The 23,439-nt window shown below is 52.5% G+C and carries 21 protein-coding genes, 1 other RNA gene and 1 pseudogene; 17 read left to right on the top strand and 6 right to left on the bottom strand.

Annotated elements, in window-relative coordinates:
* Nucleotides 1-365: 365 nt before the first annotated feature.
* The 8 genes and pseudogenes from ACZ48S_RS02070 to ftsZ form a co-directional block, all read left to right on the top strand.
* A pseudogene (locus ACZ48S_RS02070) lies at nt 366-440 on the top strand (IS1/IS1595 family N-terminal zinc-binding domain-containing protein); the annotation flags it as partial.
* A 66-nt stretch (nt 441-506) separates the two neighbouring features.
* On the top strand, nt 507-1,307 hold the full coding sequence (locus tag ACZ48S_RS02065) for a transposase (RefSeq protein ID WP_464213575.1): 801 nt from the start codon (nt 507-509) through the stop codon (nt 1,305-1,307).
* A 302-nt stretch (nt 1,308-1,609) separates the two neighbouring features.
* Complete coding sequence (locus ACZ48S_RS02060) at nt 1,610-2,176, top strand: AAA family ATPase (protein WP_464213573.1); 567 nt, start codon at nt 1,610-1,612, stop codon at nt 2,174-2,176.
* Nucleotides 2,176-2,649 (top strand): deoxycytidylate deaminase, encoded by a 474-nt coding sequence (locus tag ACZ48S_RS02055; protein ID WP_464213571.1) that lies wholly within the window; start codon nt 2,176-2,178, stop codon nt 2,647-2,649. The genes ACZ48S_RS02060 and ACZ48S_RS02055 overlap by 1 nt, the downstream gene beginning before the upstream one ends.
* A 145-nt stretch (nt 2,650-2,794) precedes the next feature.
* Entirely contained in the window at nt 2,795-3,223 is a 429-nt protein-coding gene (mraZ, locus tag ACZ48S_RS02050) for a division/cell wall cluster transcriptional repressor MraZ (protein ID WP_464213569.1), read from the top strand.
* Between the two features lies 1 nt (nt 3,224).
* Nucleotides 3,225-4,295, top strand: coding sequence for a 16S rRNA (cytosine(1402)-N(4))-methyltransferase RsmH (gene rsmH / locus ACZ48S_RS02045; RefSeq protein WP_464214520.1), 1,071 nt, complete (start codon nt 3,225-3,227; stop codon nt 4,293-4,295).
* Nucleotides 4,296-4,356: 61 nt separating this feature from the next.
* A complete protein-coding gene (gene ftsA, locus ACZ48S_RS02040) occupies nt 4,357-5,559 on the top strand; it encodes a cell division protein FtsA (protein ID WP_464213567.1) in 1,203 nt (400 codons plus the stop codon).
* A gap of 42 nt (nt 5,560-5,601) precedes the next feature.
* Nucleotides 5,602-6,726, top strand: coding sequence for a cell division protein FtsZ (ftsZ, locus tag ACZ48S_RS02035; protein ID WP_464213565.1), 1,125 nt, complete (start codon nt 5,602-5,604; stop codon nt 6,724-6,726).
* 117 nt (nt 6,727-6,843) lie between these two features.
* Here ftsZ and pheT read toward each other — a convergent pair whose 3' ends face one another.
* Entirely contained in the window at nt 6,844-9,279 is a 2,436-nt protein-coding gene (gene pheT, locus ACZ48S_RS02030) for a phenylalanine--tRNA ligase subunit beta (RefSeq protein WP_464213563.1), read from the bottom strand.
* Nucleotides 9,279-10,319, bottom strand: coding sequence for a phenylalanine--tRNA ligase subunit alpha (gene pheS, locus ACZ48S_RS02025; protein ID WP_464214518.1), 1,041 nt, complete (start codon nt 10,317-10,319; stop codon nt 9,279-9,281). Before pheS ends, pheT begins: the two co-directional genes overlap by 1 nt.
* A 175-nt stretch (nt 10,320-10,494) precedes the next feature.
* Between pheS and ACZ48S_RS02020 the strand changes: the two genes are divergently transcribed.
* On the top strand, nt 10,495-11,628 hold the full coding sequence (locus tag ACZ48S_RS02020) for a S41 family peptidase (RefSeq protein ID WP_464213561.1): 1,134 nt from the start codon (nt 10,495-10,497) through the stop codon (nt 11,626-11,628).
* A 60-nt stretch (nt 11,629-11,688) separates the two neighbouring features.
* On the top strand, nt 11,689-11,844 hold the full coding sequence (locus ACZ48S_RS02015; protein WP_464213559.1) for a hypothetical protein: 156 nt from the start codon (nt 11,689-11,691) through the stop codon (nt 11,842-11,844).
* Between the two features lie 72 nt (nt 11,845-11,916).
* Here ACZ48S_RS02015 and ACZ48S_RS02010 read toward each other — a convergent pair whose 3' ends face one another.
* The 4 genes from ACZ48S_RS02010 to ACZ48S_RS01995 form a co-directional block, all read right to left on the bottom strand.
* A complete protein-coding gene (locus tag ACZ48S_RS02010) occupies nt 11,917-12,153 on the bottom strand; it encodes a hypothetical protein (RefSeq protein WP_464213557.1) in 237 nt (78 codons plus the stop codon).
* Nucleotides 12,154-12,390: 237 nt separating this feature from the next.
* Nucleotides 12,391-12,757, bottom strand: an RNA gene (gene rnpB / locus ACZ48S_RS02005) — RNase P RNA component class A.
* A gap of 33 nt (nt 12,758-12,790) precedes the next feature.
* On the bottom strand, nt 12,791-14,419 hold the full coding sequence (locus tag ACZ48S_RS02000; RefSeq protein WP_464213555.1) for an FAD-dependent oxidoreductase: 1,629 nt from the start codon (nt 14,417-14,419) through the stop codon (nt 12,791-12,793).
* 224 nt (nt 14,420-14,643) lie between these two features.
* Nucleotides 14,644-15,036, bottom strand: a complete 393-nt coding sequence (locus ACZ48S_RS01995; RefSeq protein ID WP_464213553.1) for a hypothetical protein — start codon at nt 15,034-15,036, stop codon at nt 14,644-14,646.
* Between the two features lie 114 nt (nt 15,037-15,150).
* Here ACZ48S_RS01995 and ACZ48S_RS01990 point away from each other — a divergent pair, with 114 nt between their 5' ends.
* The 7 genes from ACZ48S_RS01990 to ACZ48S_RS01960 all read left to right on the top strand — a co-directional run bounded on the left by ACZ48S_RS01990 (nt 15,151) and on the right by ACZ48S_RS01960 (nt 23,360).
* On the top strand, nt 15,151-15,921 hold the full coding sequence (locus ACZ48S_RS01990) for a DpnI domain-containing protein (RefSeq protein ID WP_464213551.1): 771 nt from the start codon (nt 15,151-15,153) through the stop codon (nt 15,919-15,921).
* Nucleotides 15,922-17,084: 1,163 nt separating this feature from the next.
* The gene (leuS, locus tag ACZ48S_RS01985; protein ID WP_464213549.1) at nt 17,085-19,529 is read left to right on the top strand and encodes a leucine--tRNA ligase; all 2,445 of its coding nucleotides are present in this window, start codon (nt 17,085-17,087) and stop codon (nt 19,527-19,529) included.
* 55 nt (nt 19,530-19,584) lie between these two features.
* Nucleotides 19,585-20,385, top strand: coding sequence for a pyrroline-5-carboxylate reductase (proC, locus tag ACZ48S_RS01980; RefSeq protein WP_464213547.1), 801 nt, complete (start codon nt 19,585-19,587; stop codon nt 20,383-20,385).
* Between the two features lie 56 nt (nt 20,386-20,441).
* Complete coding sequence (locus ACZ48S_RS01975) at nt 20,442-20,930, top strand: CvpA family protein (protein WP_464213545.1); 489 nt, start codon at nt 20,442-20,444, stop codon at nt 20,928-20,930.
* 143 nt (nt 20,931-21,073) lie between these two features.
* Nucleotides 21,074-21,493, top strand: coding sequence for a zf-TFIIB domain-containing protein (locus ACZ48S_RS01970; protein WP_464213543.1), 420 nt, complete (start codon nt 21,074-21,076; stop codon nt 21,491-21,493).
* A gap of 24 nt (nt 21,494-21,517) precedes the next feature.
* Nucleotides 21,518-22,087 (top strand): LemA family protein, encoded by a 570-nt coding sequence (locus tag ACZ48S_RS01965; protein WP_464213541.1) that lies wholly within the window; start codon nt 21,518-21,520, stop codon nt 22,085-22,087.
* A gap of 61 nt (nt 22,088-22,148) precedes the next feature.
* Nucleotides 22,149-23,360 carry a M48 family metalloprotease gene (locus ACZ48S_RS01960; protein ID WP_464213539.1) on the top strand — a complete coding sequence of 404 codons (1,212 nt, stop codon included), beginning with the start codon at nt 22,149-22,151 and terminating at the stop codon, nt 23,358-23,360.
* The last annotated feature ends 79 nt before the right edge of the window (nt 23,361-23,439 follow it).

The following is a 23,439-nucleotide window of genomic DNA, read 5'->3' as shown; positions in this document are numbered from 1 at the left end:
ATTAACTTGGGTAACTGACCACTGCCAACTAATAACTGTGAATTTATCAAACTGAGAACTGAAAACTAACTACTTAATCGTTTTTGAACCTTTGTGTTTAAGTATTTGATATTGTTTAGATTTTAGATATTCGATATTAGTATTTCCCGCGTAGCGGGCCAGTCCTTGCGAACCTCCGCCGTATCAATCTAAATATCCTCACCAACCTCGTCATTGCGGGCATAAATGTCAAAAAGTGTTGCTGAGACCAGAGACAATAAGCCTGTATTTATGAATAATACTGGCTTAAATGGGCTATTTACTTTTTTGATCTTCAACGACTTGAGGATTTGAGGTAATCATATGCATAAAAAAGATGCCTTGAGTGTGGCACTAGGAATGTAAAACTAAACGGTAAAACGGCCTTGCACAAGCAGAGATATTACTGTTTGGAATGCAAACGTTCATTCATTTGGCCTGGAAAACCCAACAGGATTGCCCGACGGAGATATTGGTTTGAGCAATGGGTGGTCGAAAGTTATTCTATTCGTCAACTCTGTATTCTGTCAGGCTACAGTGCCGCTACCCTCAACCGGATAAAAAGCCATTGGCTCGACCGAATACCCCAAGATAATTTTGATTATTCCGGTATCGAGTGTGTAGTTTACGATGCTACTTACTTTCAAAAGGATGGTTGTGTATTAAACCTTATGGATTGTGTCACCAAACAGATCATAGCCCATTTCTATGTTCAAAGGGAATCTTTCACTGAGGTTTATCCATGGCTTATGGGACTCCGTGCTCGTGGATTGAATCCCATTATTATCACTACCGATGGAGAACGTTCAGTCATACGAGCTATGCGCTTGGTTTGGCCGCAGACAAAACTACAACGCTGCCTGTATCACATCCAGCATGAAGGTATGCGCTGGTTGAGAACGTATCCAAAAACTGATGCAGGGAAATACCTAAGAACTATCCTCTCCAGATTAAGCCGTATCAAGACATATGCTGAAAGCAGATGTTTCATAGATGAATATCACAGTTGGCTAAACAACTACAGAGAGTTCGTTCGTTCACTACCTCAAAACGTTATTGCGTACAAAGACCTCAAACGCACAATGACCTTAATAGATAATGCTTTACCAGATATGTTTCACTACCTCAATAATAAACAGGTCCATTCAACAACGAATGCACTTGAAAGCTTTCACTCTCGACTCAAAGCAGATTACCGCAGACACCGAGGTTTAACTAAACGCCATAAAATCAGTTATATAAACTGGTATTATTACTTCAAAAATAAGCAATCAAGCAACACAAAATGACTATTATGCCCATTGCGAGCCTACGGCGAAGCAATCTCGGTAACCCTCAGTATGTCATTCTCGGCGAAAGCCGGGAATCCATAAACTGAAAACTGCTAACTACTGACAACTGAAAACTGAGAACTATAAACTAAGAAAACTGACAACTGACTACTTAATCGTTTTTGAACCTTTGTATTTAAGTATTTGATATTGTTTAGGATTTAGAAATTCGATATTAGGATTTGCTTGCTATTCGGTATTAGAATTTCCCGCCAGCGGGTCGTTTGTACCCTCCAACTCCATCCCCTATAATGTGCCCCATGAAATCACCCAGCATAATCGCCATGGTCGGCATGGCCGGCGCCGGTAAAACCGAGGTCTCCCGCTTCTTTGAAAACAGCGGCTACACCCGGGTCCGTTTCGGCGACGTCACCGATGAAGAAGTAAAAAAGCGCGGCCTCCCTCTGTCAGAAGCCAATGAACGCTCTGTCCGGGAACAACTGCGGCAGGAACTGGGCATGGCCGCCTACGCCAAGCTGAACCTGCCACGCATCGACCAGGCACTGGAGGACGGCCCGGTAGTTATTGACGGGCTTTATTCCTGGGATGAATATATCTTCCTCAAAGACCACTACCAGGGAAACCTGGCCATCGCCGCCGTATGGGCTTCACCCGGTACCCGGGCCAGACGCCTGGCAGCACGCGGCATCCGGCCACTGACCCGGGAGGAAACTTTCTCCCGTGACCGCGCCGAGGTGGAGAAGGTCAGCAAAGCCGGCCCCATCGCCGTGGCTGACTACATGATTACCAATGAAGGCACCTTTGAGGAGCTGAAAACCCAGGTTGAGGACCTGATTAAAAACCTGAAAGAAGCGGCAGGCAGCTGATGAAGCGTCCGGAAACAGACGAATATTTCTTAAAAATCGCCGCAGTAGTGGCCGAGCGTTCCACCTGCCGCCGGCACCATGTCGGGGCGGTGGCCGTTAAAAACAAGCATATCCTGACCACCGGCTACAACGGCGCCCCGGCCGGCGTGCCGGACTGCCTGGAACTGGGCTGTCTGCGGGATGAAAACAATATCCCCTCCGGCACCCGCCACGAGATCTGCCGCGCCGTCCACGCCGAACAGAACGTCATCATCCAGGCGGCGCAGCACGGCGTCAACCTGGAAGGGGCCACGGTCTATTGCACCCACACCCCATGTATCCTGTGCGCCAAGATGCTGGCCAATGCCCGCATCAAGCGCTTTGTCAGCTTCGGCCAGTACGCCGACGACGCCTTCATTGACCTTTTCCGCCAGACCGGGGTGGAAGTGGTCATCCGTGACCGTCCGCCCGGCAGTATTGAATTCATGGCCTGACCGGAAAATACCCTTTTCCAGCTTGGCCGCGGCGCCTGAAAACTTTTTTTATTTTCCCAAAAAAAATTGTTGACATTGGCTCTTTGCGCCCATAAAATGGGTAAACGTGGTAAATTGTGGGGAATAGCGGAGAGTAAAGGTCAACATGTTTTTCTTCGGGGAATTTAATTACAAAATCGATGAAAAGGGGCGGCTGCCGGTACCCCCACGGTTCCGCGCGCCGCTGAAAGACGGTTTTTTCCTGTCCCCCGGACCGGAAAAATGCATCAACGCCTATTCCACTAAAGAATGGAAGCTTTTTTCAGACCGCATCAACACGGCGGTCTCCAGTCCCAGCAAACTTCGCAAGCTTAAAAGGGCGGTTTTCGGCCAGGCTTTCCCGGCCGCCGCCGACGGGCAGGGACGGGTATCACTGCCGGAGACTCTGCGTTCTTATGCCGGCATCACAGATGAGGCCGTGGTAGTCGGTGTTTCCGACCATTTGGAAATCTGGTCGCGTCAGGCCTGGGAAGCGGAAAAAGCCGATGACCAGGAACAGGTATGGCAAATCATGGAAGGGCTGGAGAACCGTTAACTTGAACTCACCGGAACACATATCGGTTATGCTTACGGAGTCACTGCAGGCGCTGGCCGTCGGGCCGGGCGGGCGCTATATTGACGCCACCGTCGGCGCCGGCGGACACTCCCGGGCTATACTGGAAATGAGCGCTCCCGGCGGGCAGCTGCTGGGTTTTGACGCTGACCCGGACAGCCTGGCTGCCGCACAGGGCAAGCTGGCTGATTTTGCCGGCTCCTACCGGCTGGTCAACGATAATTTTTCCAATATGGAAGCGGTCTGTCGAGCCAATGACTTCTATCCGGTGCACGGCATTCTGCTGGACCTGGGTCTGGCCTCCATGCAGCTTGAGGCTTCCGGCCGCGGTTTCTCCTTCCAGCATGAGGCGCCGCTGGACATGCGCTTCAGTCCGACGCAGAAAGTCACAGCGGCCGAGATTATAAATACTTATTCCGAGGCGGAAATCGCCGATATTTTGTGGCGCTACGGGGAAGAGAGGCGCAGTCGGCTGATTGCCCGGCGCATAGTAGAAAACCGCCCGATAAAAACAACCACCCGCCTGGCGGAGATAATTGCCGCCGCCCTGGGCCGTCGCGGTGATATCCACCCGGCTACCCGCAGCTTCCAGGGGCTGCGCATTGCCGTCAATGAAGAACTGACCCGGCTGGAAAGCGCCCTGGAACAGGCGGTGCGGCTGCTGGGTTTCAGCGGCCGGCTGGTGGTTATCAGTTATCATTCGCTGGAAGACCGCATCGTCAAGCGATTCATGCAGCGTGAGTCGAGAGACTGCGTCTGCCCGCCGGACCTGCCGGAATGCCGCTGCGGTCATACCGCCCGGCTGCGCGTATTAAACAAGAAAGTAATGACGCCTTCACCGGAAGAAATCAGGGCCAATCCCCGCAGCCGCAGCGCCCGCTTGCGCGCCGCTGAAAGGATCTTGAGCCGCCGCGAAAACGAGGTGTCAGACAATACACTTTTTTTTCTAAATAAAGATAGTGATTATTTTACGGATAGGAATTGCCTTGAGGCGGGCGTCCCTACCCTTGCCGCACCCGGAGTGACCCCCTTAACAAGGAGGTCGAAGATGTGAGAATGGAAATAAATATTATTTAACGCGATAACCTGTAGATAAATTCAGAAGGAGGAGGAGAATGAAAAACAGGATAGTTACGGCGATAGATGTCGGTACTACCAAGATATGTACTTCCATCGCCGAAATCACCGATACCGGCGCCACTCAAGTAATTGGTGTCGGCATCGCCCCGTCACACGGTCTGCACAAAGGACTGGTGGTCAACATTGAAGACGCCGCCAGGTCAATCAAGGCATCCATCAACAAAGCGGAACAGGCCGCCAATCACAAAGTGGAAAGCGCCTACGTCGGTGTTACCGGACGCCATGTCAGTTCGGTCAACAACAAAGGCGTGGTGGCCATCACCCGCAATGACCGGCTGGTACGTTCGGATGACCTCAAGAGAGTGCTCTCCAGCGCCCAGTCAATCAAGGTACCCAATGACCGCAAACTGCTGCACGTCATTCCGCGCAATTACGCCGTTGACGGCCAGGTAGGCGTGCGTAATCCGGTGGGCATGCACGGCTTCCGGCTGGACGTGGAAACCCACGTCATCACCGCCGCGGCGGCATCTGTCCAGAACCTCATCAAGTGCATCCGCTCCCTGGGAGTGGAAATCGATGACCTGGTGCTGGAACCACTGGCTTCCTCGGAAGCTGTGCTGACCGAAGATGAAAAGCAGGTCGGCGTGGTCCTGGCCGACATCGGCGGCGGCACAACTGACATCTGTATCTTCAAGGACGGCTCCATCTGGCACACCGCCATCCTGCCGGTAGCCGGCTATCAGCTCACCCGTGACGTGGCTATCGGTCTGGGGCTGCCATTCGATATGGCCGAAGAAATGAAAAAGCGCTACGGCTCCGTTATGCCGGTCTATGAAAGCCGCATGGAACAGAGCCCCATATCCGAGGACGGCCACGGAATAAGCTACCAGGACCTGTGCGACATCCTGCGCGCCCGCATCGAGGAAATAATGCGACTGGTGCTGCTGGAATTGCCCCGCTCTGATTATGAAAGTGTTGTACCGGCCGGCATCGTCTTTACCGGCGGCTCATCCAATATCGCCGGACTGGAAACCCTGGGCCGCGATATAACCCAGCTGCCCATCAGGGTCGGCATGCCGTCCAATGTTTACGGCATCACCGACGCGCTCCGCGACCCGGCCTATGCCACCGGCGTCGGCCTGCTGCTGTGGGGCGCCAAGAACCAGCCCAAATCCCGCTGGGGCAAACTGGGCTTCTTTAACCGGGTAAAGGGCATGTTATCCAAGTTCTTCGGTTAATGCGTCAAAACTAAATTTAAACATAAGTGAGGAGAAAAGAATATGGCTAAGACAAGTTTCGTTCCCAACCCGGCCAAGATCAAGGTTTTCGGCTGTGGCGGCGGCGGTTGTAACGCCGTAACCCGCATGGTGCGGGAGGAGATCCAGGGCGTTGAATTCATCGCCCTCAACACAGATGCCCAGGCACTGGCCATCACTGAAGCGCCGGTGCGGGTCCAGCTGGGTGAAAAAGTTACCCGTGGACTGGGCGCCGGCGGCGACCACACCATGGGACAGAAAGCCGCCGAGGAGAGCCGTGATGAAATCCGTGAGATGGTCAGCGGCTCGGACATGGTATTTGTTACCGCCGGCATGGGCGGCGGCACCGGCACCGGCTCCGCCCCCATAGTGGCTGAAGAGGCCAAGAAAAGCGGCGCGCTGACCATTGCCGTGGTCACCAAGCCCTTTGGCTTTGAGGGCGCCCACCGCACTAAAACCGCCAAGGACGGCATCCAGAAACTGCTGGACAAGGTTGATACCCTGATTATCATCCCCAATGACCGGCTGCTGGAACTGTGCGACCAGAAAACCAACGTTGACGCCGCCTTCAAGATGGCCGATGACGTACTTCATCACGGCGTACAGGCCATCTCCGAGGTCATCACCGTTCCCGGAACCATCAATTTGGACTTCGCCGATGTCAAGGCGGTCATGAAGGACGCCGGCCCGGCCTGGATGTCCATCGGCCGCGGCACCGGCAAGAACCGGGCCATTGACGCCGCCCGCGAAGCCCTGGACTCACCGCTGCTGGACGTGCTGGTTACCGGCTCCCGCGGCGTGCTGTTCAACATCGTCGGCGGACCGGACCTGAGCCTGTACGAAGTAAATGAAGCCGCCGAGGTCATCCGCAAGGCAGTTGACCCGGATGCCAACATCATCTTCGGCGTCGGCTCCAACGCCAACATGGGCAGCAATGTACGCATCACCCTCATCGCTACCGGTTTCCACACCAACACTGAGGAAATCGAGGACGAGGATGAGCTGACCAATCAGCTGCGCGGCATCAAGAGCGAGGACGAGCTGGATGTACCGGCTTTCCTGCGCAAACCGCTGTTCTCGCACCAGCGCCACGCCTACTCCGAACCCAACAAAGTTAATCGACCCCCGGCCCGCGCTCCCTGGAGATAAATCCGGGAAGCAAGCCGAGGGCAAAAGCAAGGCGGCGTCCTGACAGGACGCCGCCTTTTTATTGTTCTTTTTTAGGATTAATGACTACCGGAAATCGGCGCTGCCGGGTTTGCCGCTTCAGCTCCTGAGGCGGGCGCCAAGTTCGGAGCCCAGGGTAGAAACAATCTCAGCCATCACCCGGTCCACTTCAGCGTCGGTCAGCGTTGCCTCGGCGGACTGGAAGGTCAGCCGGTAGGCCAGTGACTTCTTGCCCTCTTCCAGCTGCTTGCCGGCATAAACGTCAAACAGGCTGACTTCCTTCAGCAGCGGGAATGCGGCCAGGGTATCCAGGACCTGCTGATGACTGACAGCCTTGTCCAGTACCAGGGCAATATCCCTGACTACCGCCGGATAACGCGGCAGCGGCTGGTAAGCCCTGCCGGGACGGACCTTCTGCATCAGTACCTTCAGATCTATTTCAAATAAGTACAGGGTTTCCTCGACACCAAAATTCCGGGCTATCCGCGGATGAACCTCTCCGATTACCCCGGAGGTGATGCCGTCAATGGAAAAACTGGCCTGGCAGCCGGACCGCAGTCCTTTATCGCTGGAAGCGTGCAGTTTGTAATCCACCTGCATCCGGTTAAGAATAGTCTCCACCAGGCCCTTGACGTCATAAAAGTCAAAGCCGCGCTTACCCTGCTGCCAGCCGACGGGTTCGGCTTCGCCGGCAATGACGCCGCAGACCATTTCCACTTCTTCCGGCAGTTCACGGCCGATGTCCTTGTAGATACGGCCGACCTCAAATAATCTCAAGCCTCCGAATTCGTAGCGCCGATTGGCGGCCACCGAGGCAAACAACGAAGGCCGCAGGGTGGTCCGCAGGCATTCCTGCTCACTGGACATCGGGTTCAGCAGCCTGACCGGGGTAACATCCAGTTCCCCGTCCAGGGCAGTCTTGCGCAATTCGTTTTCACTGGAAAGCGTCAGTGACAACAACTCCTGGAATCCGTAGCCGACCAGGGCCATGCGGAATAATTTCTTGAAACCGAGTATCGGCGGTCCGACTCGTTTCGGAATCGGCCCGGAAAGCTGTCTGGTGGGAATATTATCGTATCCGATTATACGGGCAACTTCTTCAATGACATCTTCGGCAATGTTGAGATCAGTTCGCCACCACGGCCGGTACACCCGAATGAACTGGGAACTGGAGCGCATGCCGAAGTCCTCTTCGTCATTATCTTCAATATACCAGGTCAATCCCAGTGCCTTGAGGGCTGTGGTCACCGGTTTGAAATCCAGCTTGCTTCCCAGCACCCGGCCGATGTTTTCGATGGAAACCAGGATGCCGAGGTTATACTTCTTGCCAGGATAAGCGTCGATAATACCCTTCTGAGCTTGTCCGCCGCATATTTCCAGTACCAGCTGTGTAGCCCGCTTCAAAGCGTGCGGCGGCATTTCCGGATTCAGCTTGCGCTCAAATCGCGCCGAGGCCTCGGAAGGCAGCTTCAGTCGGTGTGCGGTATGGTGAATGGAGGCTGAGTCAAAATTGGCTGACTCCAGTACAATATCAGTCGTCTGGTCGGAAACTTCGCTGTTGGCCCCGCCCATTACTCCGGCGATAGCGATAGCCTTTTCCTCGTCGGCAATCAATAGGGTTTCGGCGGTCAGCGTCCGCTCCTCGTCATCCAGGGTGACCAGCTTTTCACCTTCTTCAGCCCTGCGAACAATTATCTTGCCTCCGGCGATGCGGTTCAGGTCAAAGGCATGCAGCGGCTGGCCATATTCCAGCATGACAAAGTTGGTGATATCAACTATATTATTGATCGGCCGCTGTCCTACTGAAAGTAGCCGCTCTTTAAGCCATTCCGGGGATTCGCCTACCTTAACACCCTTGATCACCGTTGCGGTGTAACGAGGGCACAGGTCGGATGACTTTACGCTTACCGAAAGAACCTCACCGACCTCGGTTTCCGTTTCTTCATAGGCAGTATCAGGCAGCTTGATTCCCTGCTGCCCGGTCACCGCGGCCGCCTCGCGGGCAATGCCGGTAATCGACAGGCAGTCAACCCGGTTGGGAGTAACGTCAATATCCAGCACCTGCTCACCCAGCACCGAGGACAGGGGCGTACCGGCCGATACTTCGCTGTCCAGTTCCAGGATACCTTCGTGGTCGTCAGACAGGCCGAGTTCTTTTTCAGAAAGCACCATGCCCCGGGATTCTACTCCCCGGATAATCGCCGGCTGCAGCTCGGTTTCCTTGCCGGTATGGCCGTCAACCAGCCGGACGCCGACACCGGCAAAGGCTACCTTCTGGCCGGTGCGGACGTTGGGGGCGCCGCAGACCACCGTCTGCTCATCCGTTCCGTTGTTCACCGTTACCAGCCGCAGCCGGTCAGCGTTTGGGTGGCTGTCCACCGAAATCACCTCGGCGGCTACAATGCCTTCCCAGTCGGGAACGGTTGAACTAACCGCGGAAACTTCATTGCCGGCCAGGGTCAGCTTTTCAGCCAGTTCCTTTACCGGAATGGTAATATCAACATATTGTTTTAACCAGGAAATCGGGGCTTTCATTAAAATTGCCTCAGGAAACGTAAATCATTGGAATAGAAAAGACGAATGTCATCCACGCCGTAGCGCAGCATCGGCAGCCGTTCAACACCGATGCCGAAAGCGAATCCGGTATAAACCTCAGGGTTAATGCCTACCCCTTTTAGTACGTTGGGATGGACCATGCCGGCGCCGAGTATCTCCAGCCAGCCGGAACCGCCGCAGACCCGGCAGCCTTCACCGCGGCAGGATGCGCACTCAATCGCCATTTCCACTCCGGGTTCTACAAAAGGGAAGAAGTCGCAGCGAAACCGCACCTTGCGGTTGGGACCGAAGAAGCGGCGGGCGAATTCATAAAGCGCCCCCTTCAGGTCGGCCATGCTGACATTCTTGTCCACCATCAGACCCTCCACCTGGTGGAACATCGGAAGATGGCTGGCATCGGTCGCCTCGTAGCGGTATACCCGCCCGGGAACAATGATGCGGAAAGGCGGCTCCTTATATTTCTCCATGAAGCGCACCTGCATCGGTGAGGTATGCGTCCGCAGCAGCTTGTGGCGCTCTTCCGGAGCGGAACCGTCATCGACCCAGAAGGTTTGCATGGTATCACGCGCCGGATGTTCCTTGGGGATATTCAGCGCGTCAAAGTTATAGCTGTCCAGTTCGACTTCCGGGCCTTCAACCACGGAAAAGCCGATGGATGAGAAAATATCGGTGATTTCATTGATAATCCGCGTTACCGGATGCAGCCTGCCTGCCAGCCAGGGTCTGCCCGGCAGGGTAATATCTATATCAACCGTCGCATCGGCATTTGACCGGGACAACTCACTTTCCCTGGCTTCCAGGGCGGCTTCCAATTCCTCGCGGACGGTATTGGCCAGAGCGCCGACCGGTTTTCTTTCTTCAGCCGGGAGCGCGCCCAGGCCGCGCAATACCGCGGTCAGCTCGCTTTTCTTGCCCAGGTAAGCTACCCGCCAGGTTTCCAGGTCCGCGGGCGAACTGACGGATTGCAGCTCCCCCAGGGCTTTTTTCTTGAGATTTTCCAGCGCGGCGGTATCAGTCATATTCAAAGTTGAATTATAGCCACATCATCAGTCATCGGTCAAATAAACTGCCCCCTTCTTTAAAGCCCCGTTAAGTGCCGCCGCGTCGGGCAGTGAAATATTTTTACGAATGAAACGTGCGTAACAGGAGTTTTTGTATTATCCTGTAAGGGTAAGCAATTAAGGAGACTATTCAATGTCATCAAGAAGTTGGAAGATCGCTGCCGGCAGTATTTTTGCGGTTATCGCCCTGGTATTCAGTTTCGGCGTAGGTTATGTAACCGCCATCCTGGCGCCGACTGAAGACGACTCTTTGGAGCGGTTCATAAATGCCTGGCAGACCATTACTGAAGAATACGTTGATCCGGACGCCATCGACCGGGACGCGCTGGCCGAGGCCGCCATCAACGGCATGATGGACTATCTTGGAGACCCCTATTCAGCCTACCTCGACACTGAGTCCTATCACTCCATGCTGCAAGATTTTGACGGCACCTATACCGGTATCGGCGCCGAAATGGCCATCCGGGATAATACTTTGCTGGTTCTGACTGTTTATCCCGATACCCCGGCCGAAAGCGCGGGGCTGACAGCCGGCGACATTATCACTGAGGTCGACGGCAAGTCAACCGCCGGACTGAGCATGACTGAACTGGGCCTGCTGGTCCGTGGTGAAGCTGGAACTACGGTTACCCTCAGCGTGGAGCGTGACGGCGCCGAGCTGGCAATGACCATTACCAGGGCAGTCATCACGCCGCCTTCAATCCACCTTGAAATGATGGATGACATCGCCTACCTCTCCATCTCCAGCTTCAACGAACATACCGACGAGGAACTACTGCCGGTAATCCAGGAAATCAATTCCAGTGATGCCCGCGGCCTGATAATTGACCTGCGCTACAATCCCGGCGGCCTGGTGCCCACCGTGGTCAACAGCGCCAGCTACTTTATTTCCGAAGGCATTATTTTTACCATTAAAGACCGGGACGGCCAGGTAACCACTCACCGGGCGGTTGACCAGCCGGCCACTACCGACCTGCCGATAGTAGTACTGGTTAACCAGTACTCCGCCTCAGGTTCGGAAGTGCTGGCCGGAGCCCTTCAGGACCACGGGCGTGCCGTGGTTGCCGGAGTACAGACTTTCGGCAAGGGTTCGGTGAACCAGTTGTATGAGCTGAACGGAGGAACCGGCATCTATCTGACCATCGCCCGCTGGTACACTCCCAACGGTCAGCTGATAGAGGGCGAAGGAATAACCCCGGATTACCCGCTGGAACTTACCGGTGTTGAACTTGTTGACTGGGCGGTGGATTACCTGCGGAATGAATAACTTTTTGGCTTCCCGACCTTGGGTAGTATAATTATAATATAATAAATTTAGGAGGCGAATATGAAACTGGTTACCCTGTGTTCCAAGGGCAGTTGCTGCCCGGTAGTCAAGGTCTACGAGGATAAGGTTGAAATCGGTGAGGAAGGCAATCTCTGCACCCTGACTACAGAACAGTGGCAGACGCTGAAATCAAAGATTCAATCCAACGAAGCTTAATCTGAATTTACCCGCAAAAAGGGGCGCCGAGGCGCCCCTTTTTTTATTTGCCGGCTTAAGCTTTGAAAAGATTCAATTAGACCGATCACCGGCCAGTACTTCCTCTACCAGCGCCGCTGTTGTATCCAGCCCATCCAGGCCCAGCGGTAAACCCATCTCCTGCAGCTCGGCGTAACCAAGGCCACGATACCGCCGTCGCGCCGCCACACGGCACATCTCGTCGTATATATCAAGCCAGTTATGCCCGGCGCTGCGGGCGCATTGTAAAATGAATTCGTGTAAATGCGGGTGAGTCATATTATCAGGCATTATACTTGTTTTTGTTCTTGACAGTGCAAAACTATTCAGCGGAATTCTCAGTAATTTATCCGCCTTATGTCTACACCTCTTTACCTTATGCCATCTCTTAATGTCTCAATCTTTTATATTCTTCATACTATGACTAGACTGGACAATTATAAAACTGCCGGCGGCATCATTGCGGATTGTTATGAAAACAGGGTCAGGCGAAACGTCTTAATAACGGTTCTAAAACAAAAGAAAGGGAAACCAAGCAGAGCTGTAAGCCGAGTTCTGTGTCCTTATTCAGGACGGCAGCCATCTATCTGGGCCGCCTGTTGCCAGACGGCTCTTGCGGCCAACCCGGGGACAGCGCGGACACGCCTTAAGTCCCTCTATTTGGCCTTGCTCCGGGTGGGGTTTGCACGGCCGGACGGTCTCCCGCCCGCCGGTGAGCTCTTACCTCGCCATTTCACCCTTACCCGCGCCCTTTCTTGCGAAAGGGCCGCTGGCGGTGTGTTTCTGTTGCACTTTCCGTAGGGTCACCCCTCCCGGGTGTTACCCGGCACCCTGTCCGACGGAGCTCGGACTTTCCTCCCCGGCCTATGGCCGGAGCGGCTGCCCGCTCTGCTTGGTCAGATTACTCTAACGGAAAAGCAATGTTATGTCAATCATTGGAGGCTTTGGTTTCCAGGGAAAGCGCTTCCCGACTACAGGCGGCAACGCATTCACCGCAGCGGGTGCAGCGGGACATATCAATGTTAAAAAAGCTGGTCCGGTACACCAAGTCACAGCTCAAACATCGGCCGGCTTCCTCCCTGGCGGTAGCTTCCGGCAGCGTCAGCTCGACCTGGGCATAGCCGCCGGGCATCATATTGGTTTCCACCTCAGGCCGTTTTGCCCGGGAGGGACAAACCACCGGCAGCACATTCTCTTCTCCGGCTGCCAGCTGTTCATCAATAACACCGTCACCACCCAGGTACTGATCCATCTGTGCCGCCGCCCAGCGTCCGGCGGCCACCGCCTCGATGACTGAGCGGAGTTCACTGACAGCATCGCCGGCGGCGAAAAAACCGGGGCGCTGATAAACGCAGTCAGCGTTATACTTTATACCCAGGGCATCTATTACCAGGTCAGCTTCGATAAAACGTTCTGAACCGGGCAGCTGCTCCGTCATTAGTCGGCCTGACCGGTCAAAACCAAATGCCCGCATCTTGTAGTATTCCACGCCGGTAATATGATTACTCGTATCGCGAACAACCCGGGGGAAAACCCTCCATGAATGCACTACAGCGCCGCCCCGGAAAGCCTTCTCCGACTGACGCACTTCAGATTCGCCGTCACAGCGATACTCAATGGATATCAGGTGGATTTCCGATGCCCCCTCCTGCTGAGCTTTCAGAGCGCAGTCAAAGGCTACTTTGCCGCCGCCCATGATAGCCACCCGGCTTCTGTCTTTCACCAAACCCATGGAATGAGCGCTATCCAGGAACTCTCGGCCATTTATATCAGCCTCAGCCTCAACCGGAGGCATCTGTGGCATCCGATGGAGTCCAGCCGCGGAAAGCACCGTTTCAAAACCCTGGTCGAAAAGAGAATCCGCCGATTCCACGCGATATCCAGTTTTTATTTTAACTCCGATGCCGCAAATATCATCTATTTCCTTTTGCAATACCTCTTTTGGCAGATGCCAGTCTCGAATACTATGGCGCATTTTGCCGCCGGGTTCTTCCAGAGCATCGAATACAGTTACATCATGCCCCTTGCGCGCCAGGAAATAGGCGGCTGTCAATCCAGCCGGACCGGAACCGATAACCGCTGCCCTCCTGCCGGTCGGTTGAACCGGTGTTAAACGTTTTTTCCACTCTTCACCGGCATATTCAGCCGCCGCTCTTTTAAGCTCGCGGATAAGCAGCGGCTGGTCAATAAACCTACGCCGGCAAACATCCTCGCAGGGACTGAGGCACACATAACCGCACACAGCCGGGAAAGGCATCTTCTCACGGATTACCGCCGTCGCTTCATCATATCTACCGGCGGCCACAAAACGAATGTAACGGGCCGCGTCAATCCCGGCAGGGCAGGCAGAAGAGCAGGGGTAATCAGCCAGCTTTGCCGGGCTGCTTTCCCGCTTAATGTCTATAGCTTTTTCGGGACAGGCTTCGGCGCATACCCCGCAGCCGTTGCACATGGTGCTGAACCGGCGCATGAAAGTGCGCGAGCGGGATTCCTCAAAGTCTTCCGCCTTGTCTAGCTGTCGCCGCCGGAACGCCAGGCGCTTGCTGTTGACCGACATAATAAATCTCCGAAAACAGGTTTTTCAGCCTAATGAAGTACTAATTACAAAGGCCTAGTACTTCGAGTTTATCGCAGGCCGCCGCGTCGGTCAATATATCCGGCGACTGAGGCTGGAGAGCGCAATAAATTGCCTGTTTTGATAAAGATGATTATTTTACCGGTAATTTATTGTTCGAATGCCAGACATTTTGCGGCCGCTGCGGTTCATCTCCAATCTGGCATCTATGCCAGTATCAATCCTGATGTCTGAAACCGCTGGTATCCCCACCGCACCAGGTCTTTAAGTTCATTAAATAAGACGTTGTCGATTTTAGTGAAATTGAAGCAGCTCTTACCCTGCATTCTTTTTTTAAGTCCTGGTGAAGCGTCCTTGAGCAAATCCGGGAAAGCATAAACCGGCATCAGGTGGAAACTGACATACCTTTTGGCCACCACCACGCCACCGAACCATACCTCTCTGCCCTGGCTGGCAGGTGTTGCCGGACCGGTAAGCTGGTACAGCTTCGGTTCATCAATTACTTCAAGTCCTGTGGCATAAGGCAACAGTATTTTCTTTAATTCTTCAAAAACCGGGGTAAAGGACTCCGGGGCACCTTCGGCAGGTCTTAAAGGCATCACAAACCTCCTGAAAAAAGTATCTAAGTTAATAGTACCGCTGGAACTGATTGAGTCCAAATTCGTATTTAATCCTTGCCTCTCACATTCAAAGGTACCTATAATGGCTCCACCATGAAATTAAACTTGGATTCAGCCCTGGCTGAAAATTATTCCAGCGGCTCGCAAAAAGCGCGGGTGCTTAGCGAAGGTTGGGTTCAAAGTCAATCTTTCTGTCCTAATTGCGGACAGACCCGGCTTGAACGCTTTGGAAGCAACCGACAGGTAGCTGATTTTTACTGTTCCGAGTGTCATGAAGAATATGAGCTCAAAAGCAAGAAATCACCCATTTTAGGCCGGGTGGTTGATGGAGCTTTTGCCACCATGCTTACGCGCCTTACCTCTAATACAAACCCAAATCTGTTTTTGCTCAATTACGATATCTCCAATATGACTGTCAGTAATTTCCTGGTAGTCCCCAAGCATTTTTTCACTCCGGATATCATCGAAAAAAGAAGGTCACTGTCCGTTGCCGCAAGACGGGCTGGCTGGATTGGATGCAATATACTCGTTGACCATATCCCGGAAAGCGGCCGAATCTATATAGTCAAAAACAAACTTGTAGAGCCAATAGAGTCAGTAATCGCCCGCTGGCGGAAAACCTTATTTCTGCGCGAATCAGCCGACATGAAATCAAAGGGTTGGCTGCTGGACGTAATGTCTTGCCTCGACAAAATCAGCAGCAAAGATTTTACCTTAAGCCAGGTCTATGAGTTTGAACCAATCCTGGCGCAGAAACACCCGGATAACCGGCATATTAAAGATAAAATCCGCCAGCAGCTACAAATATTGCGGGACCGTGGTTATCTTGAATTCATCGAACGCGGGCATTACCGGCGAACCTGAAAGCACCAACAATGAAAACTACATATCCGCTATTATCTAAGCTTGAAAAAGTATTAAATAACCAATATCGGGAGGATACAATTGACTATCAATCCGGACCCAAACAAGGGAACGAGTACCCCCTGACGTGGCTGTGTTACGGAGAACGACCATACAGCATCCGTGAAAACAGCCCAATATGGAGCAACGATACACTTTATGATATCAGCAACTTCTTCTACATTTATTTCTGCACAGTAGTTGATTAATAAGCGAAAATTACCAGAATTGTTCCACAATTAGTGATGATATCGGTATTTATGTTCAGCCCGACTTTGAAAATGCGAGCACGATAATCATTGTGCAGCGCACAATCAACAATTTGGGTTGCGTTATTGACAGAAAAGTATGGCAAATGGCATTTTATCTCCCCGCAGATGTGGAGAACGAAATGCAGAATGATTACAAAATGATCCTGTCGGGAGTAAAGTAGTCTTACCCCCCCAATAATCTTTACAAGCCACATTTCAATATATGCCTTGAAATATTTGATTGTTTCACCAAATGTGTAACCTTTGCCCGTTGCTCGACAGGGTTTGTTATGCTATCATGCGTTCTATCTTAAATACACTTTATTATAAGATTATTTGAATGTACATCAACTCCCGCGGAAACTTAAACTCCGTTATATTGTCGAAAAATAGAGTTGTTGGTTTTTTTCCACAGGTTGCCCCAGTCACCTTCTAAGCCCTGATCTTCAAAACTGATAACTGAAACCTCATAACTCTCAAACTGTCATTCTCGGCGAAATCCGGGAATCCACTTCCTTGTATAACTGATAACTGAAAACTATTAACTTGGGGAACTAACTACTGACAACTAAAAACTGATGACTGAAAACTACTAACTATTAACTATGGATCAAAATCTTTGAATTATTTGAATATGTTTGAATTGGCAAAACGACTCACGATTGAACCAAAAAATCTCAAAGCTGGAAAATGGGGTTCGTTTCTCCGAGTTGACACCGGGCCTGCATAAACAAAAACAATTCCCTCTTTACCGGCCGAAAACTTAGGAACTGACTACCGAATACTGACTACTGCCGGCTTGCCTCCTGCAACTTGAACGCGCCGCTTGCAGACGTTAAGATTACAGGTAATTGAGTACACGGAGCATTACTGATGACCGACAAGTATGACCCCAGGGAGATAGAGCAGAAATGGCGGACCAAATGGGCCGAGGACGGACTCTACCGGGTAAGTGAAGACTCCTCCAAACCCAAATGGTACGCCTTGACCATGTTCCCTTATACTTCGGGTGACCTGCACATCGGCCACTGGTATGCCATGGCTCCGTCGGACGCTTACGCCCGATACAAACGCATGCAGGGTTACAATGTGCTTCACCCGATGGGTTTTGACGCCTTCGGCCTGCCGGCGGAAAACGCCGCCATTAAACGTGGTATTCACCCGCATACCTGGACCATGGAAAACGTGGAGAATATGCGGCAGCAGCTCAAGACCATGGGGTCTATCTATGACTGGGACCGTGAAGTAATCACCTGCCTGCCTGATTACTATCGTTGGACACAGTGGTTCTTTCTCAAATTATATGAAGCCGGGCTAGCCTACCGGGCTAAGGCTCCGGTCAACTGGTGCGATTCCTGTCACACGGTACTGGCCAATGAACAGGTACTGGACAATGGTGAATGTGAGCGCTGTGAGGGGCCAGTGGTCAAACGTGACCTGGAGCAATGGTTCTTCCGCATCACCAAATACGCCGATGAGCTGATGGAGCATGAAGGCCTGGACTGGCCGGACCGTATCAAGGCCATGCAGCGCAACTGGGTCGGCAAATCAGTCGGTACCGAAATTGAATTCGGCCTGGATATTACCGGGCTTGAACAGAAACGTCTAAAGGTATTTACTACCCGCCCCGACACAGTTTACGGGGTTACCTTCATGGTACTGGCTCCGGAGCACCCGCTGGTAGAAAAAATAACCACCCCGGAACAGCAGGAAGCTGTGGCGGCTTATGTAGCTAAGACACGTCGCTTGACGGAAATTGACCGATTGTCCACCGAAAAAGAAAAGGACGGCGTCTTTACCGGGGCTTACGTTGAAAACCTGTTAAACGGCGAGAAAGTACCGATCTGGATAGCCGACTATGTCATCGCCAGTTACGGGTCTGGGGCAGTTATGGCCGTACCGGCCCACGACGAGCGTGATTTTGCCTTTGCCCGAAAATATAAACTGCCTATTCGCGTCGTTGTCAGCCCGGAGGACTACCAGGGCGGCCCCATTGAAGAGGCGCACACCGGTGACGGTATTATGCGCAACTCAGCCCAGTTCAATGGTCAAAGCAACACCGACGCTTTTGCAGGCATCTGTGACTGGATGGAGCTTCAGGGCTTCGGCAGGAGAACTACCAATTACAAGCTCAGGGACTGGCTTATTTCCCGCCAGCGCTATTGGGGCGCCCCTATTCCCATGGTTTACTGTGACAGCTGCGGCATTGTTCCCATACCGGAAAAAGAACTGCCGGTTCTTCTGCCGGAAAACGCCGAATTCAAACCCACCGGCGAATCACCGCTGAAATACGCCGCGGAGTTCGTTAATACCACCTGCCCCGGCTGCGGCGGTCCGGCAAAACGGGAAAGCGACACCATGGATACCTTCATGTGCTCTTCCTGGTATTTCCTGCGCTACTGTTCACCCAAGGATACACGGCATGCTTTCAATCCGGATAAAACCGCTTACTGGATGCCGGTGGATATCTATACCGGAGGCTCGGAACACGCGGTGATGCACCTTTTTTATTCCCGCTTTTTTGTCAAGGCGCTGCGAGACATGGGGCTGCTTAATTTTGATGAACCTTTCATCCGGCTTTTCAACCAGGGAACCATCACCTCACAGCACGCCAAGATGAGTAAATCCCGCGGCAATGTGGTCAATCCGGATAAATATGTCGCCGAACTGGGAGCGGATACGGTACGCGCCTATCTGATGTTTGTCGGGCCCTGGGAACTGGGCGGTGACTGGAATGATTCCGGAATCGGTGGTATTTCCCGCTGGTTTAACCGTGTCTGGAAACTGATAACCGAGCCGTATAGCCCTGCGGCTTTGGATGAATCAGTAGAGCAGGAACTAGTACGCCGTATCCACCAGACCATACGCAAAGTCAACCTTGATATTGATAAGATGCAGTTCAACACCATGCTGGCTGCCCTGATGGAGTTTACCAACTACCTGGCACCGGCCAGGGACGCCGGCAAGGTATCCTCTTCTTCCTGGAATAAAGCCATAAACAGCCTGGTACTGATGCTGGCGCCGACCGCGCCTCACCTGGCGGAAGAATTATGGCAGCAGCTGGGACAGGAGTATTCGGTGCATAACCACGTCTTCCCGACCTGGGATGAAGAATTGGCCGCCGAATCGGAAATAACCCTGGTGGTACAGGTCAACGGTAAACTGCGTGCCAAAATTCCGGCACCGGCCGAGATCTCTGAACAGCAGGCGGTGGAACTGGCCATGAACAATGACCGCATCAAGGAATATACCCAGGCTAAAGAAATTAAAAAAGTAATCTACGTTCCCGGTAAGCTGCTGAATTTAGTGGTAAAATAATTACAGCTATACTTATCGAAAGTCCGGCAAAAAACAACCGGAAAGGATAACAGATATGAAAATCGCATTTATCGGTGCCGGCAATATGGGCCGCGCCATGATTAACGCCATTATCCATCAGGAACTGGCCGCTCCGGAGGAAATTACCGTCGCCGACGCGCGCAAGGAAAGCCGCGATGCCCTAGCAGTGGAATTGGGCGTCACCGCCGCCGACAGCAACCTGGACGCCGCGCTTCGCTCCGATGTAATCGTACTGGCGGTCAAGCCACAGAACCTGGATGAAGTCGCCGCCGATCTTTCCGGCAGGCTTTGCCGGGATCACCTGGTCATTTCAATTATCGCCGGCAAGAAAATGGCTGCCCTGACTTCCGGTCTCAACCACCGTGCGGTAGTCCGCGTGATGCCCAATACCCCCTCTCAGATTGGCCGCGGCATGAGTGTCTGGACTGCCACCGAGGAGGTGGACGCTGCCCAGAAGGAAACTGCCCGACGCGTCTTAACCGCCATGGGAGATGAGCTTTACACCACCAACGAAACTGACCTTGACCGGTCCACCGCCATCAGCGGCAGCGGACCGGCTTATTTTTTCCTGTTTATGGAAGCCCTGGTCGGAGCCGCCGAAAAACTGGGGCTGGAACCCGAAGCCGCCCGCCAACTGGTCATCCAGACAGCGGCCGGAGCTGCCGAATATGCCCACCAGTCAGAGCACGACCTCAGCGACCTGCGTCGCATGGTCGCTTCTCCCGGTGGCACTACCGCCGAAGCACTAAAAATATTTGAATCAAGGCAGTTGCGGGACATAGTAGAAGAAGCGGCTGCCGCCGCCTTCCGACGCGCCCAGGAACTGGGCGGCTGAACTTCCGTTGATTAGGTATTGCGCTTAAATACAAACCGTGGTTTAATATTAGCTATATGAACTGGCTGGATATAGTCATACTGGTAATTCTTGGTTTACTGGCTTTCAGGGGGCTTACTCAGGGTCTCATTAAATCCCTGGCTGGCTTTCTCGGCCTTATCGTCGGCGTAATGCTGGCCGGCCGTTTTCACCAAAGTCTCTCGGAAAGCCTTTTCAGCTTCATCTCCAACCCTGATATAGCCAATATCGTAGCTTTCGTGGCCATAATTCTGGCTGTATGGCTGATATTCGTAATCATCGGCAATCTGTTAACCAGACTGGCATCAATAGTTTTCCTGGGATGGGTTAATCGACTTGGCGGGGCTGTCTTTGGTTTACTGATGGGAACACTGCTGATCGGCGGGGCTTTAGCCGCCTGGGCTAAATTCTTCGGTGCCGATACTTTGACTGAATCTTTTATGGCTGTGTTCCTGCTGGATAAATTCCCGCTAATTCTGACCCTGCTGCCTTCGCAGTTCGACACTATAAAAGAATTCTTCCAGTAGTTCAGCCGGGGGGAATTGAAATACACTGACATCAGTCACATTCCATGATTGCTTTATTGACCAAACTTTTTCAGCCTGCCGGCGTTAAATACATTGAATGAATATTGACACCACCAGCGGCGGAGCCTAAACTAAATAAGAACATGAATTGCCCTAAAGACCGCAGCCCCCTGATTATCGTCGAACACGACCAAATTGCCATAGATTATTGCCCGGAATGCCGCGGCGTATGGCTTGACCATGGCGAGCTTGAACTTATCATGGAAAAAGCCTGCGGCAAGGACGCCGAAGGCTGCCTGGATGAACTGTTTAGCCGTGAGGAAGCTGTCACCAGTGAACCCAAACGACGCTGCCCCGTTTGCCACGGGAGTATGCGCAAGGAACGTCTCGCCACCAAACCCGAGGTAATTATAGATGCCTGTTCATCCCGGGGCGATGGTCTGTGGTTTGACGGCGGGGAACTGCACCAAGTTATGAATCATCTGTCAAACAGCGCTGAAGACGCGGATAATAAGATGATGTCTTTTCTCAAAGAAGTACTCAAAGCTGACGCAGCTGATTAAAGCGTCTAATAAACGGAGGTAAATATGGACACGGTAGTCCTTCTGGTAATCCTGGGAATAATAGTAGTACTGGCCCTCATACTGGTGGGCCTCTACAACGGTCTGGTACGCCTTCGCAATCAGGTTAAAAACGCCTGGGCGCAGATTGATGTCCAGCTTAAGCGCCGATATGACCTGATCCCTAACTTGGTAGAAACCGTTAAAGGCTATGCCAAACATGAGCGTGAAGTCTTTGAAAATGTTACTAAAGCCCGCAACCTGGCGCAGCAGGTATCTTCCTCGGCGCCGGGGGTACGAGCTCAGGCGGAGGGCGAACTATCCGCCGTACTGTCACGACTGTTGGCAGTCGCTGAAGCCTATCCGGATTTGAAGGCCAACCAGAATTTCCTGGCCTTGCAGGAAGAACTGACCTCGACTGAAAATAAGATTTCCTTCGCGCGGCAGTTCTACAACGATTCGGTTCTTAATTACAATAATAAGACACAGGTGTTTCCGTCCAATATCATTGCCGGTATGTTCGGCTTCACTATGAATGAATACTTTGAGGTCAAAGTAGCCACCGAGCGTGAGGCTCCCAAGGTTAGCTTCACCTAATCCCTGATATAAAAAGATAACAACGCGAGCCTGGCTCAAGCAATACAGAAAGCAAAGTATAATGTGGGAACAAATAAGCGCCAACCGCACTCGAAGCATTATCCTGGTAATAGGCATGGGGGCGTTACTCGTCGCTGTCGGTTATGGCATAGGCATCTATTTTTTTAACAGCGCCTATGCCGGTATTGCCGTAGCCGCGGCTGTCTGGATAATCATGACGCTGGTAGGCTATTTCCAGGGCGACAGCATTCTGCTGGCCACTGCCGGCGCTAAAAAAATAGAGAAAAAAGACCATCCCCGTCTGTTTAATGTAGTTGAGGAAATGACCATCGCCTGCGGTTTGCCCAAGATGCCGGATGTTTATATCATAGACGATCCGGCTCTGAATGCTTTTGCCACCGGCCGTAACCCGGAAAAAGCGGCTGTAGCTATAACTTCAGGTTTGTTGCAGAAACTCAACCGTGATGAACTTCAGGGCGTCATAGCCCATGAAATGGCTCATGTAAAGAACCGCGATGTTTTATTGATGTCGATGACGGCGGTGCTACTCGGCACCATTGTCATATTGTCTTACTACTTCAGCCGAATGCTGTTTTTTACCGGTGGCGGCGGTTCCAGGAGATCAAGTGATTCCGGAGGTGGAGGCGGGGCCATCATTGCCATTATAGGTTTGGTTTTTGTCATTCTGTCTCCCATATTTGCCCAGTTGATTTATTTTGCCGTTTCACGTAAACGTGAATACCTCGCTGACGCTTCGGCTGCTCTCTATACCCGCTATCCGGAGGGGTTGGCTTCGGCATTGGAAAAACTGGGAACCTCAACCAATCAGGTCAAGGCAGCCAACCAGGCAACAGCACCAATGTACACAGTTAACCCTTTTCGTGAAAAAGGCCGCAAAGCAAACGGTTTGACCAGCACCCATCCACCAATATCAGAAAGGGTGGCAATTCTGCGTAAAATGGGGGGCGGAGTATCCTATTCAAATTATGAGCAGGCCGCGGAGGAAATCGCCCACCGGAAGATCATCCCCGGATCAGCCCTCGCCGGCAATGAAGCTATTCCTGTCCGTGCTCCATCAACAGAAGGTTCCCTGGGTGAACCGGATAAATTTACCCGTACCAGGGAAACCCAGAACCTGTTATTCGGCATGAGTCGCTACCGTTCCCTGAAATGCTCTAAATGCGGAACCACGCTAAGGCTTCCTCCCGATTTCAAGTCAGCCACAATTCGTTGCCCTCATTGCGGCACCAGCAACAAAGCAGATACCGCCTGATAAACGAGGGAATACCTCTTCCTCTGCTGGAGTTTCTGCCTGCTACCTGTTAAAATAGCTTTTTCCAATAATAAAGGCT

Source organism: Dehalogenimonas sp. NIT-SK1, assembly GCF_055384165.1.
Note: the sequence above shows the minus strand (reverse complement) of the source record. Positions and strands in the feature narration are given on the sequence as shown.